At 75.4% G+C, this 13164-nt stretch carries 13 protein-coding genes; 5 read left to right on the top strand and 8 right to left on the bottom strand.

The annotated features are described in order from the left end of the window. The first annotated feature begins 33 nt into the window (after nt 1-33). Both ACFU9A_RS12600 and ACFU9A_RS12595 read left to right on the top strand, forming a co-directional pair. A complete protein-coding gene (locus tag ACFU9A_RS12600) occupies nt 34-474 on the top strand; it encodes a hypothetical protein (protein ID WP_430575626.1) in 441 nt (146 codons plus the stop codon). 81 nt (nt 475-555) lie between these two features. Beyond that, nucleotides 556-1155 carry a class I SAM-dependent methyltransferase gene (locus tag ACFU9A_RS12595; protein WP_430575625.1) on the top strand — a complete coding sequence of 200 codons (600 nt, stop codon included), beginning with the start codon at nt 556-558 and terminating at the stop codon, nt 1153-1155. Between the two features lie 3 nt (nt 1156-1158). Here ACFU9A_RS12595 and ACFU9A_RS12590 read toward each other — a convergent pair whose 3' ends face one another. Both ACFU9A_RS12590 and ACFU9A_RS12585 read right to left on the bottom strand, forming a co-directional pair. Further along, nucleotides 1159-2337 carry an RNA polymerase sigma factor gene (locus ACFU9A_RS12590; RefSeq protein WP_430575624.1) on the bottom strand — a complete coding sequence of 393 codons (1179 nt, stop codon included), beginning with the start codon at nt 2335-2337 and terminating at the stop codon, nt 1159-1161. Then, on the bottom strand, nt 2334-2747 hold the full coding sequence (locus ACFU9A_RS12585) for a YciI family protein (protein WP_430575623.1): 414 nt from the start codon (nt 2745-2747) through the stop codon (nt 2334-2336). The genes ACFU9A_RS12590 and ACFU9A_RS12585 overlap by 4 nt, the downstream gene beginning before the upstream one ends. Before the next feature lie 138 nt (nt 2748-2885). On the opposite strand from ACFU9A_RS12585, the gene ACFU9A_RS12580 reads away from it, so the two are divergent. Next, nucleotides 2886-4052: an epoxide hydrolase family protein gene (locus ACFU9A_RS12580; RefSeq protein ID WP_430575622.1), complete on the top strand. Its 1167-nt coding sequence runs from the start codon at nt 2886-2888 to the stop codon at nt 4050-4052. Nucleotides 4053-4055: 3 nt separating this feature from the next. Here ACFU9A_RS12580 and ACFU9A_RS12575 read toward each other — a convergent pair whose 3' ends face one another. From ACFU9A_RS12575 to ACFU9A_RS12555, 5 genes are all read right to left on the bottom strand, one after another. Beyond that, the gene (locus ACFU9A_RS12575) at nt 4056-4784 is read right to left on the bottom strand and encodes an NIPSNAP family protein (RefSeq protein WP_430575621.1); all 729 of its coding nucleotides are present in this window, start codon (nt 4782-4784) and stop codon (nt 4056-4058) included. Between the two features lie 118 nt (nt 4785-4902). After that, the gene (locus ACFU9A_RS12570; RefSeq protein ID WP_430575620.1) at nt 4903-5082 is read right to left on the bottom strand and encodes a hypothetical protein; all 180 of its coding nucleotides are present in this window, start codon (nt 5080-5082) and stop codon (nt 4903-4905) included. A 46-nt stretch (nt 5083-5128) separates the two neighbouring features. Next, nucleotides 5129-5401: a metal-sensitive transcriptional regulator gene (locus tag ACFU9A_RS12565; RefSeq protein WP_430575619.1), complete on the bottom strand. Its 273-nt coding sequence runs from the start codon at nt 5399-5401 to the stop codon at nt 5129-5131. Between the two features lie 49 nt (nt 5402-5450). Then, nucleotides 5451-7193: an FAD-dependent oxidoreductase gene (locus ACFU9A_RS12560; RefSeq protein ID WP_430575618.1), complete on the bottom strand. Its 1743-nt coding sequence runs from the start codon at nt 7191-7193 to the stop codon at nt 5451-5453. Nucleotides 7194-7270: 77 nt separating this feature from the next. Then, nucleotides 7271-8746: an MFS transporter gene (locus ACFU9A_RS12555; protein ID WP_430575617.1), complete on the bottom strand. Its 1476-nt coding sequence runs from the start codon at nt 8744-8746 to the stop codon at nt 7271-7273. 59 nt (nt 8747-8805) lie between these two features. Between ACFU9A_RS12555 and ACFU9A_RS12550 the strand changes: the two genes are divergently transcribed. Further along, entirely contained in the window at nt 8806-10686 is a 1881-nt protein-coding gene (locus tag ACFU9A_RS12550) for a hypothetical protein (protein WP_430575616.1), read from the top strand. 114 nt (nt 10687-10800) lie between these two features. Here the strand turns inward: ACFU9A_RS12550 and ACFU9A_RS12545 are convergent, their stop codons facing one another. Next, the gene (locus tag ACFU9A_RS12545; protein WP_430575615.1) at nt 10801-12048 is read right to left on the bottom strand and encodes an RtcB family protein; all 1248 of its coding nucleotides are present in this window, start codon (nt 12046-12048) and stop codon (nt 10801-10803) included. 381 nt (nt 12049-12429) lie between these two features. On the opposite strand from ACFU9A_RS12545, the gene ACFU9A_RS12540 reads away from it, so the two are divergent. After that, nucleotides 12430-13089, top strand: coding sequence for a TetR/AcrR family transcriptional regulator (locus ACFU9A_RS12540; RefSeq protein WP_430575614.1), 660 nt, complete (start codon nt 12430-12432; stop codon nt 13087-13089). Nucleotides 13090-13164 lie beyond the last annotated feature (75 nt).

Below are 13164 nucleotides of genomic sequence, written 5' to 3'. Positions count from 1 at the left end.
CGATCGGCCCCGGGACGCGACTAACCTGATGCCGTGGCTACCTTCTCGAGCGTGACGCGCCAGCACATCCTCCGGGCGATCGAGGAGTACGACGACCGCGGCCGCGACGCCTTCGTCGGCGTCTACGGGTTCACGCCCACGCCGAGCCACACCTTCGTGCACGACGAGCGCACCTACGACTCCAAGGCCGTGCTCGGCGTCGCGCACAAGTACGCGACCGGCGTCCCCGCCCGCGCCGAGGACCTCGTCGACGCCAAGTGCGACGACGCGACCATCCTCCGCAAGCACGGCTTCGTGGCCTCCGCCCCCGCGTCGGCGGCCGCTGCCGCGGCTCCCGCCCGCAAGGCCGCCGCGCCGCGCCGCAAGGCCCCGGCCGCCCCGCGCAAGCCCGTGGTGCCGGAGCCGGAGCTCGCGATCTGCCCCACCTGCTTCACCGCGCTGCCCGCCACCGGCATCTGCGACGAGTGCGGATGAGCACCACCCTCGCCTGGTGACCCGCTCCCCCAGGGGCGCGTGCGCGGTGCCGCCGTGCTGGACTCGTGCTGGACTGGTCGCGTGACCAAGTACGCCCGCATGTACCGCCTCGGCATGACGCCCTGGGAGGGCTACGCCGAGGCAGCGGCACCGACCGTCGCCGCCGTGCTCGACCGCGAGGAGTCGTCCCGGACCCCTCCCCTGGGCCGCGCGCTCGACCTCGGCTGCGGGCGCGGGCAGTACACCCCCGAGCTCGCGCGGCGCGGCTGGGAGGCCGTCGGCATCGACCTCGTGCCGCGGGCCGTCGAGGAGGCCCGGCGCCGGGACCCGGGCGGCACCTACGTCGTCGGCGACGTCACCGACCTGCCGTCGGCCGGGCTCGGCACGTTCGACCTCTTCCTCGACGTCGGGTGCTTCCAGGGCCTCGACCCCGCGCGGCGAGCTGCCGAGGCGCGCGGCGTGACGTCCCTGGCGCGCCCCGGTGCGACGGTGCTCATGCTCCAGTTCGGCCCGTCGCGGTGGCAGCGCCTGACCGAGGGCGTCTCCGAGGCGGAGATCACCGGCGCGTTCGACGCCTGGGACCTGCTCGACGTCCGTGACGCCGACACCGCGGGGCTCGGGTTCCCGATGAACCGGACGAGGCCGCGCTGGTACCGCCTCGGCCTGCGGCCCGCCGCGTAGGGCTCAGCCGGCCTCCTGCCGCACCCGCGCCGCCTGCCGGGTGAGGTGGGCCCGCTCGGCGGTGCTGGTCGCGGCGTCGGCGGCGGCCGCGTACAGGCGGGCGGCGTCGTCGTGGTTCCCCGCCTGCTCGTGCAGGTACGCGGCGGCGGCGTCGCGGCGCGGCAGGTCGTCCGGCAGGCCCTCCACGAGCCGGAGGCCGGCGAGCGGCCCGTCGACGTGCCCGACGGCGACGGCGCGGTTGAGCGCCACCACCGGGTTGCGGGGCTCGAGACGGACCAGCTCGTCGTACCACTCGAGGATCTGCGTCCAGTCCGTCTCGTCGGCGGTCGCGGCGTCGTCGTGCAGGGCCGCGACCGCCGCCTGCACCTGGTAGGGCCCGAGCCGGTCGCGCGCGAGCGCGCCCTGCAGGAGGGCCACGCCCTCGGCGATCGTCGCGGTGTCCCACCGGGAACGGTCCTGCCGGTCGAGGGGCACCAGCTCCCCCGCGGCCGAGGTGCGGGCGGCGCGGCGCGCGTGGTGCAGCAGCAGGAGCGCGAGCAGCCCCGCGGCCTCCGCGTCGTCGGGCACGGCGGCCACCAGCTGGCGGGTCAGGCGGATCGCCTCGGCGGCGAGGTCGACGCCCTCGGCCGGGCTGCCCGTGAAGCCCTCGTTGAAGATCAGGTAGAGCACGCGCAGCACGGCTCGCACGTCGCCGGGCTCGGAGAACCGCTCGCCCGTCACCGTCTTCTTCGCGCGCGAGATGCGCTGCGCCATCGTGGCCTCCGGCACGAGGAACGCCCGGGCGATCTGCGCCGTCGTCAGCCCGCCCACGGCCCGCAGCGTGAGGGCGACCGACGACGCGGGCGTGAGCACCGGGTGGCAGCACCGGCTGAGCAGCAGCAGCGTGTCGTCGGCCTGCTCGGTGGGTCCGGCGGGCGGCTCGAGGGTCACACGGATCTCCCGCTGGGCGCGGGCGGACGCCGAACGGCGCGCGTCGACGAACTTGCGCCAGGCGACGGTGACGAGCCAGCCCTTGGGGTCCGACGGCGCGCCGTCCGGGGCGTCCCAGCGGCGCACCGCCTCCAGCAGCGCCTCCTGGACGGCGTCCTCGGCGGTCGCGAAGTCGGCGCCCCGCCGGACGAGCACGCCGAGGACCTGGGGTCCCAGGTCTCTCAGCGTCTCGTCCCGGTCGGTCGGCGTCATCCGGTGACCTCGGCGTTGTCGGTGAGGAAGGGCCGCACCTCGATCCACTCGTGCAGCGGACGACCCCCGGGGCCAGGGGCCGAGGACAGGTACGCCGCGGCCTCGTACGCCCGGTCCTGGGACTCGACGTCGATCGCCATCCACCCGGCGATGAGGTCCTTGGTCTCCGCGAACGGCCCGTCCGTGACCGGCGGCCGCCCCTCGCCGTCGTACCGCACGAAGTCCCCGCGCGGGGAGAGCGCCTGGGCGTCCACGAACTCGCCGCGCTCCTTGAGGTCCTCGATCATCCGGCCCATGAACTCCATGTGGGCGGTGACCTCGTCGGGCGTCCACCGGTCCATCGGCACGTCCGTGCCGGGCACCGGCTCCGGGATCCCGCGGTAGTGCTTGAGCAGCAGGTACTTGGCCATGGTTCCATCCTGTCGTCGTGGGCGGTGCCTGTCACCGCCGACACCCCAGGGACGGAGCCGGCACGACGTCCTCGACATCGGGCGGCGACCAGGCGGTCCGCCCGACGAGCGGCGGCGGGCGGTCGTAGCGTGACGGTCGTGACGACCGCGCCGAGGATCGAACCGTTCGCCCCTCCCGCCGACCCCGGGCAGCTCGCCGACCTGCGCGCCCGCCTGCGCGCGACGCGGTGGCCCGACGCCCCCGACGGCGCGGGCTGGTCGCTCGGGACGGACGCGGACTACCTGCGCGGGCTCGTGCGGTACTGGGCGGAGGAGTTCGACTGGGCGGCCGACCTCGCGGAGCAGGCGCGCCTGCCGCGCTTCACGGCGCGCGTCGGCGGCCGGGACGTGCGCTTCGTGCACGTGCGGGCGGCGGGGGGCTCCCGCGGGGCGCTGCCGCTGCTGCTGGCGCACGGCTGGCCCGACTCCTCCTGGCGCTACCGCAAGGTGGTGCCCCTGCTGACCGACCCGGGTGCGCACGGCGGCGACCCGGCGGACGCGTTCGACGTCGTCGTCCCCGACATGCCCGGCTTCGGGTGGTCGCCCGCGCCGCTCGACCGCCTCCTCAGCTCGATCGACGTCGCCGCGCTGTGGGCCGAGCTCATGGGCGCCCTGGGGTACGACCGGTTCGCCACGGCCGGCGGCGACATCGGCAGCCACGTGAGCCGCTACCTCGCCCTCGACCTCCCCGACCGCGTGGCCGCCGTGCACCGCACCGACGGCGGCGTCCCGGTGTGGTCCGGGGACCTGGCCGAGCTCACCCCCGAGGAGCGCGCATGGTTCGCCGAGGCCGCGGCGTGGGGCGCGACGGAGGGCGCGTACGGGGCGATGCACCGCACCCGCCCGCAGACGGCCGCGTTCGGGCTCGCGGACTCCCCCGTCGGCCTGGCCGCGTGGATCGTCGAGAAGCTGCGGGCGTGGAGCGACTGCGGCGGCGACGTCGAGCGGTCGTACACCCGGGACGAGATCCTCGCGCTGGTCACGGAGTACTGGGTCACCGGCACGATCGGCTCGTCGATGCGGATGTACCACGCCAACGGGTCGATCGACCCGGCGCAGCTCGCCCGCCGGGTCGAGGTGCCGTCGGGGTTCGCGCTGTTCCCCGGCGACCTGCTGCGACCGCCCCGCGCCTGGCTCGAGCGGACCACGAACCTCGTCCGCGTCAGCGAGCCGCCGCGGGGCGGGCACTTCGCCGCGTTCGAGGAGCCGGAGCTGTACGCGGCGGAGCTCCGCGAGTTCTTCCGGCCGTACCGGCAGGCGGTGTGAGCCCTATCGCAGGGACGACCTCGGGGTCGGCACCAGCCGCAACCGCTGCGGCGGCGGACCGCCGAGCGCCTCGAGGGGAGCCAGCACCTCCTCGCGCCAGCGCGCGGACTCCTCCACGGCCGAGAGCCGGTCCGCGCCCCCGTCCGCGTCCAGGCGCGCCAGCCACACGAGCACCTCCTCGCCCGTGCGCACCGGCAGGGCGGGGAACGTGTTGACGGCGTGCTCCGAGCGCAGCAGGGCCAGCGGCTCGACGCCGGACTCGGCGAGGAGCCGCGGCACGGCCTGCTGCACGCGCCCCGCCACGGCGCCGTCGAACGGCGTGCTGCCGCAGAACACGGTCGCCACCACGGTCGAGCGCGTCCGGGCGGGCGCGCCCGGCGCGGGACGCGGGGCCGGCGCCGGGAACCCGCCGGCGGGCGAGACCGGGCGCAGCAGGAGGACGTCGTCGGAGTCGACCATGGTGGCGTTGGCGCGGTCGCGGTGCGCCCGCCAGACCGGCCCGCCGTAGAAGGCCGCCAGGGCCTCGGCCCGACGGTCCATGTCGTCGAAGCCCCGCAGCCAGACGAACCGGTCCGGGTCGTCGAGGTCCAGGAACTGGCCCAGGAGGGTCATGCCCGCCGCCTCCTGGGGCTCGACGAGCTCGCGCTCGAACAGCTCCACGAGCTCGTCGCGCCGCCCGGGGCGCAGCGTGTACTGCCGAAGCTCGACGACGGGGCAGCGGAGGTCGGTCACCGGGCAGGCTCCTCGCGTCTCGCAGGGGTGACCGGCGGCGCGGTCGGCTGCCCGGCAGTCTTCCCGGCGCCCCGTCCCGGGGTCAAGGGACCCCGCGCCCCGCCGTCGACCGCGCGGCTCAGCGCCCGAAGAGGCGCGCCAGGAAGCCGCCGCCGGAGCTGCCCCCGGAGGCCGGCTCGTCGTCGTGCCCGGGGCACCACTGCCCGGCGGGGACGGCGCGACGCACGTCGTCGACGTGCTGGCCGCAGCCCTTCCAGGTCGTCTTGCCGCACTGCTTGCAGGTCACGGGGTAGCACACGGGGGGTTCTCCTGATCGACGGTGTGGGTCGTGGGTCGGTTCTGGCTCAGGCGAGCGTGAGGAAGAGCTTCTCCAGCTCCTCGGTGGTGAGGCCGTCCTCGCCGGGGGTGTCCGGGTCGGCGAGGCACTCCTTCATCGCCGTGGAGATCACGGCGAAGCCGGCGCGGTCGAGCGCCGCCGAGACGGCCGCGAGCTGCGTGACGACGTCGCGGCAGGAGCGGCCCTCCTCGACGGCGTCGATGACGGCGTTGAGCTGACCGCGCGCACGGCGCAGGCGGTTGAGGATGCGGCGCTGGGCGTCGCTGTCGGTGGTGAGCATCGGGGTCCCTCTCGTCGGGCCGGTGGTGTCGGGCGGGGTCGGGTGGGTGTCACGCGGGGACGGGCTCGGGCGTGACGAGCAGGTCGCCCGCCCGGTCGCCGAGGACGGCGCGCAGCGTGATCGTCCCGCCCGACAGCGACGCGGAGTCGAACCCGGCCTGGGTCAGGACGCGGTGGGCGATCGCCGAGCGCACCCCGGAGGCGCACATGACGCGCACGGGGCGGCCCGCGGCGGCCTCCCGCACCTCGTCGAGGCGGTCGCGCAGCTCGGTGTGCGGCACGTGGAGCGCGCCCGGCAGCAGGCCGGAGGCGATCTCGCCCGCGCTGCGGACGTCGAGCACGAGCGCGGTGTCGAGGACGTCGTCGACGTCCTGGGCGTACCAGAGCCGCAGGGTGCCGTCGAGCACGTTGGCGCCGACCATCCCCGCGAGGTTCACCGCGTCCTTCGCCTGGCCGTAGGGCGGCGCGTAGGCGAGGTCGAGGTCGATCAGGTCGGGCACGGTCATGCCGGCGCGCAGCGCCGTCGCGAGCACGTCGATCCGCTTGTCGACGCCGTCGTGACCGACGGCCTGGGCGCCGAGCAGCAGCCCGTCGTCGGCGCGCACGTGCAGCACGAGGTGCAGCTGGCTCGCGCCGGGGAAGTAGCCGGCGTGCTGGTTCGGGTGCAGGTGCAGGGTGCGGTGGGCGACCCCGGCGGCGTCGAGCGCGGCACGGTTCGCGCCCGTGGTGGCCGCGGTCAGCTCGCCGACGCGCACGACGGCGGTGCCGAGCGGCGCGGGCAGCGGGCGCGCGCTCCCGGGGCGCACGATGTCGTCGGCCACGAGGCGGCCGGCGCGGTTGGCCGGGCCGGCCAGCGCGACCGGGCGTCGGGCACCCGTGACGGCGTCGGCCTGGACGACGGCGTCGCCGACCGCCCACACTCCCGGGGCGGACGTGCGGCCGTGGGCGTCGACCACGATCGCGCCGCGCTCGCACTCGATCCCCGCGGCCTCGAAGACCTCGGTGTCGGGGCGCACGCCCACCGACAGGACCACCAGGTCCGCGGGGACCGACGTCCCGTCGTCCAGGACGACGAGGTCGTGCGTGCCGTCCTCGGCCGCGCGGAGGGCGCGGGCGCCGACGCCCGCGCGGACGGTCACGCCGAGGCGGCGCAGCTCCGCGGTCACCGGCTGGGCCACCTCGTCCTCGAGCGGCGGCAGCACGTGCGCGCCGAGCTCCACGAGGGTGACGTCCAGGCCCGCGAGCGCCAGGGCCTCGGCCGCCTCCACGCCGATGAACCCGGCGCCGAGCACGACGGCACGGCCGGCCCCGGCCTCCACCTGGGCGCGCAGGGCGCGCGCGTCGTCCACGGTGCGCAGCGTCCGCACCCGCGGCGAGCCGAGGCCCTCGACCGGCGGGCGGACGGCCCGCGCGCCCGGGGAGAGCACGAGCGCGTCGTAGGACAGCTCGACGTCGCCCTCGGCGGTGCGCGCCACCACGACGCGGCGGCCGGTGTCCACGGCGGTGACGTCGTGCCCGGTGCGCACGTCCAGGTCGAGCGACGCGCGCAGGGACGCGGGCGTCTGCACCAGGAGCTCGTCGGCGTCGGGGATCTCGCCGCCCACGTGGTAGGGCAGGCCGCAGTTGGCGAACGAGACGTGCGCGCCGCGCTCCAGCACGACGATCTCGGCCTGTTCGTCGAGGCGTCGCGCGCGGGCGGCACAGCTCATGCCGCCCGCCACTCCCCCGACGACGACGATGCGCCGCGCGCGGGTGGGCGAGGTCGAGGGGGCGGGTGCGCTGCTGTCGATCATGGCTCGACGATACCCCGGGGGGTATTCGCTCTCCCAATCCGCTGGTCAGCGAAGCGCGGCCGCGCGCGCCGGCCTGCTCAGCCCTCCCCGTCGCGCTCCGCGTCCTGCGCCGACAGCGGCGTCGCCACGTCCTCGAGGGACTTCTGCTCGGCGCCGACCCCCAGGAACATCGCCACGACCCCGCCGGCGACCATGAGGGCCGCGCCGATGTAGTACCCGACGGCGATCCCGGAGATGTCCTGGGCCTCGCCCGCCGACTCGATCAACCGCCCGAACAGCAGCGGCCCGGTGATCCCGCCGACGGCGGTGCCGACCGCGTAGAAGAACGCGATGCACAGCGCCCTGGTCTCCATCGGGAAGACCTCGCTCGCGGTGAGGTAGGCCGAGCTCGCCCCCGCCGACGCCACGAAGAAGATCCCCATCCCGAAGAGGGTCAGGGTCCAGGCCGTCAGCCCGCCGAGCATGAGCCCGGCGACCGCCAGCAGCACCCCGGAGACGATGTACGTCGCGGAGATCATCCGCACCCGGCCGACCTTGTCGAACAGCGGGCCGAGCATGAGCGCCCCGAGGAAGTTGCTCACGGCGAACAGGGCGATGTAGGCGCCGGTCTGCCCGACGCCCAGGAACGTCTGGAGCGTGTCGCCGAAGGTGAAGAAGAACGCGTTGTACAGGAACGCCTGCCCGACGAACAGCGCGAGGCACAGCACCGTGCGCCGCGGGTAGTCGGCGAACACCGTCCGCGCGATGCGCCCGAGGCCGACGGTGTGCCGCTGGCGCACGGTCAGGGTGCCCTCGGGCTCCGGGAGGTCGACGCCGTCCTGCTCGCGCACGCGCGCCTCGATGTCCGCGACGATCCGCTCGCTGTCCTTCTCCCGGCCGTGGATGAACAGCCACCGCGGGCTCTCGGGGACGTTGCGCCGCACGAACAGCACGCACAGGCCGAGCACCGCGCCCAGCGCGAAGCACAGCCGCCAGCCCAGCCACGCCGGGACCAGCTCGGGGTTCAGCAGCGGGATGGTGAGCAGCGCGCCACCCGCCGCTCCCACCCAGTACGAGCCGTTGATGGCGATGTCGATCCGGCCGCGGAACGTCGCGGGGATCAGCTCGTCGACGGCCGAGTTCACCGCCGCGTACTCGCCCCCGATGCCCAGGCCGGTGACGAACCGCATCGCGAAGTAGTACAGCGGGTTCATCGAGAACGCCGTCAGCACGGTGCCCACGAGGTACACGAGCAGCGTGAGGATGAAGAGCCGCTTGCGCCCGAACCGGTCGGTGAGCTGGCCGAAGACCAGCGCGCCCAGGCACGAGCCCGTGACGTACACCGCGCCCGCGAGACCGATGTCCGCGCTGGTCAGACCGAGGCCGGTGTCCCCCTTGAGCGCGTCGGACAGGTTGCCGACGATCGTCACCTCGAGCCCGTCGAGGATCCACACCGTCCCCAGCCCGATCACGATCATCCAGTGCCACCGCGCCCACGGCAGCCGGTCCAGGCGGGCCGGCACGTCCGTGGTGATCGTCCGCAGCGTCGTCGTGCCGCTCTCCGTCGAAGGCATCCTCCGTGGTACGCCCGCCCCGAGATGCACGCACGGCGGCGGCTTGTACGTTCGTTCACATGGTTGCTCACCCGAACGGTCCACAGGATCCCCGCGCCCGGCGCCGCCGTGCGCTCCGCACCGCGAGCGCCGCGGCCCTGGCCGCGCCCCTCGCGCTGACCGCCGCGGCCGCCGACGGGACGGAGGCACGCCCCGCCTCCGGGCTCGCTCCCCCGGCCGCCGTCGCCGCCGAAGGGACCTCCGACCCCGCCGGCGGCGTCGACGGCGACGCGATGCGCCACCGGCTCCAGCACGAGGCGTCGGAGGGCGGACGGACCTCCTCCCTCCGGGCCGACGACGCCACCCGGGTGCAGGAGGAGGACGCCGGCGACACCGTCGGCGACGGCGGCGCGACCGCGCAGCGCCTCCCCGGGAGGACCGCCGCACGGTCCGTCGCCGGCTGGGAGGTGCGGGTCGACGGCGGGCTGAGCACCGAGGCGGTCGAGCCCGAGGAGGTCGCGCCGAGCGCGGAGGACGACGGATCGCTCGGCCTGGCCCGCGACCTCGGCCTCGGCGCGGAGCGCCGCGGGATCACGACCGACGGGGTCGTCGGGGACGGGCCGCACGGCTCGGCGGGGTCCGCGACCGGCGACTTCGACTTCTACCGCGTGGACGCGGCGCGGGGCGAGACCCTCACGGTCGACCTCGCCCCGGAGGACGGGCTCGCCCCGAACGCGCTGCTGTACGACGCCGACGGGGAGCTCCTGGTCGGCGCGCAGGACATGACCGGCGACGGCGCCGTGCACCTGGCGCAGCGCCTGGAGACCGGCGGCACCTACTACGTGGCCGTCGGCGCCTACCTCCCGGGCGACCCCACCGACCCCGCCTCCGGGCCGGGCGCCATCTCCGAGGGGCCGTACTCGATCGACGTCACCCTGCACGCGCGCGGCGCGGCGGACACCGACGTGTACGCGGTGCCGTTGCGGCGCGGCGACGTCGTCGGCGCGTCCGTCTCGGGGGGAGCCCGCCAGGTGGCGATCCACGAGCTGGACGGCGACCTCGTGCAGTCCTCGGCGAGCGACCCCGGGCCGATCTACCCGGACTCGTCCCCGCTGCCCCGGGGCGGGAACGCCACCACCAACCACGTCGTCGACCGCACCGGGGTCTACCTCGTCGCGGTGTCCGACGGCTCCGGCGACTACGAGCTCACCGTGGGCGCGCACCGGGCACCGGCGGCGCGCGGCGCGCAGCCGCAGACCGTGCTGCTCGACTTCGGCGGGCCGTCGTTCGACAACCGCGTCTTCGGGGCCGCGGTCACCGATCCCGGGGTGCGCGACGTCAGCCCGATGCGCGACTTCCTGCCCCGCTGGGGGCTCACCGCGGCCGACGAGCGCGCCGTGGTGGACGCCACGACCGAGCTCGTGCGCCAGGTGCTGCGCGACGAGATCCCCGGCTCCCGGGTGCGGGTGACCAACGACCTCGAGGACCCGGACCTGTGGGGCGAGCCGGGCGTGAGCCGCGTGATCGTCGGCGGCACGGTCGCCGAGGCGGGCATCCTGCCGGCGTTCGGGCTCTCCGAGTCCGTGGACCCCGGGAACTTCGCGCGCGAGGAGACGGCGATCGTCATGCCGGAGCCGATGAGCGGCGACCACCCCGCCTCGCTCGACCAGTTCCTCACCGCGGACAGCGACCGCGTGCAGGCCGTCTCGCAGGCGCTCGGCTACACCGCCGCGCACGAGATCGGGCACTTCGTCGGCAGCTTCCACACCGACGACCACGACGTCGGCACGAGCGTGATGAACACCGGCAACCTGCTGCACATGTTCGCGGTCGGGCCCGACGGCGTCGCGGGCACCGCCGACGACGACCACGTCGCGATGCGCACCGCCCGCTACGACCGCCTGCAGGGCATCTCGGGCGTCGAGGACACGGCGAGCCGGACCGCCGTCGCCCTGCGCTGAGGCCCTCTCGCCTCGCCGACGTCGGCCTCGGCCTCCGGCACCCGGACGACCGCGGCGGCCGGCGCGACCCCGAGGGTCCCGCCGGCCGCCGCGCCCGTGCCCGGCGCCGCGTCGTCAGCCCTTGACGCAGAGCAGCGTGCGGAGCCGGGCGACCACCTCGACGAGGTCGGACTGCGCGGCGATCACCGCGTCGAGGTCCTTGTAGGCCCCGGGGATCTCGTCGAGCACCCCGGCGTCCTTGCGGCACTCGATGCCCGCCGTCTGGGCGGCCAGGTCGTCGAGGGTGAAGGTCTTCTTCGCCCTCGTCCGCGACATCCGCCGTCCGGCGCCGTGCGACGCCGACCAGTACGACTCCGGGTTGCCGAGCCCCCGCACGATGTACGAGCCGGTGCCCATCGAGCCCGGGATGAGGCCGAGGTCGCCCCGGCCCGCCCGGATCGCGCCCTTGCGGGTCACGACCAGCTCCTGGCCGTCGACCTGCTCGACCGCCACGTAGTTGTGGTGCACGTTCACGGCCTCGTCGAACCGGATCTCCCGGCCCGGGAACGACGCCCGCACGGCGTCGACGACGAGGGTCATCATCACCGCGCGCGACCGCGCCGCGTACTCCTGCGCCCACCACAGGTCGGCGAGGTAGGCGTCCATCTCGGGAGTGCCGCCGAGGAACACCGCGAGCTCGCGGTCCACCAGGCCCTGGTTGTGCTCCAGCCGCTTCGCGACGGCCACGTGCTGCTCGGCGAGCGTCTTGCCGATGTTCCGCGACCCCGAGTGGAGCTGGAGCCAGATCGAACCGGACATATCGGCACATAGCTCCACAAAATGGTTCCCGCCACCTAGCGTCCCGAGCTGCCGCCGCGCCCGACCCTCGATGTCCGACACCCTCCCGTGCAGCGCGCCGAACCGCTCCCAGAACGCGTCGGCGCCGCGAGCGGCCTCGGCCGGGCCGTTCCCGGCGATGGAGCGCAGCCGGTGCGGGTCGACGGGCTCGGCGTGGGCGTGGAACCCGACCGGGATGGCGGACTCGATGCGCGACCGGACCGGGCCGAGGTCGTCGGGCAGGTCCTCCAGGGTCAGCGAGGTCCGCACGCCGATCATGCCGCAGCCGATGTCGACGCCGACGGCGTTCGGCGAGACGGCGTCGCGCATGGCGATCACGGAGCCCACGGTCGCGCCCTTGCCGAGGTGGACGTCCGGCATGACGCGCACGCCCTCGACCCACGGGAGCGCGGCGATGTTGCGCAGCTGGGCGAGGGCCGCGGGCTCGACCTCGTGCTCGTGGGCCCACATCAGCGTGTCGGCACGCGCCCCGCTCAGCGGGACGGGGAAGGCGTGGGTCGTGGTCGTGGTCGTGTTCTCGGTCATGATGGGCACCCCCTCCAGGTGGGCGCGTGGTGCGGTTCTTCGCGACGGCGCGCAGGCGGCGCGCCGTGGTGGGAGCCCTGCCCGCAGGACGACGAGAGCCGCCCTCGGGACGTGGTCCCAGGGGCGGCTCGGGTGGCCTGAGTCAGGTGTCGCTCAGGTCGTGCTCCCGCCCTCGGGACGCTGCTTCTCGTATCGCGGCGCCTCGGGCCGCAGGGGCGCGGGCACGGCGAGACGCAGGCCGGCATCGGCCTGACGACGACTCGTCGAACGGGTCACGGTCCCCTCCGGGGTGGGCGGTGGTCGCAGGGCTGTCCTGCGGACGGCGCCGAACGTAGCACCGGCATCGGCCCTCGCCCCACGGAATATCGGTAGGTTGGCCCGGTGAGCGATGCGGGGGGTGTGACGGGCGACGACGCGGCACCCCGCCGCGGGTACGCGAAGGGCGCGGCCCGCCGCGCGCAGATCCTGGAGCAGGTGCTCCGGATGGTCGCGGAGCACGGGGTCGACGCGTCGTCGCTCCGGTCGGTCGCCGAGGCGGTCGGCGTCTCGCACGCCACGCTGCGGCACTACTTCCCGTCCCGCGACGACCTCCTGGTGGCGGTCTACCGCGCGCACGAGGGGCAGCGCGACGAGAGCGGCGCGCCCCCGCCGTCGGCCGTCGGACGGATGCGCGAGAGCGCCGTGCTCAACCGCGACGTGCCCGGGCTCGTGCAGCTCTACACGACCCTCGCGGGCGACGCCGCGGGCGAGGGGCACCCGGTGACGCGGGAGTTCTTCCGGGAGCGCTTCGCGCGCATCCGCGGCGAGCTCGCGGAGAGCGTGCGCGCGGACCAGGCGGCCGGGCGCATCGACCCCGCCGTCGACGCCGCGGACCTCGCCGCGCTCGCGATCGCCGCGTCCGACGGCATCCAGGTGCAGTGGCTCCTCGACCCCGACGCCGTCGACGGCGCCCGCGTGCTCGAGCTGCTCGAGCGGTTGGTGCCGCCTCCGGCGGACGCGCCGCGGCCGTCCGACGAGCGGCCCGCCACGACCGGCGGCTGACCCGGCCGGGCCCTGCGACACGTGATCCCTCGCGCCGTCGGTCTCGATGGCGCGAGGGATCGCGAGTCGCAGGGC

It is taken from the genome of Isoptericola sp. NPDC057653 (genome assembly GCF_042799955.1).
Taxonomy (GTDB): domain Bacteria; phylum Actinomycetota; class Actinomycetes; order Actinomycetales; family Cellulomonadaceae; genus Isoptericola.
Note: the sequence above shows the minus strand (reverse complement) of the source record. Positions and strands in the feature narration are given on the sequence as shown.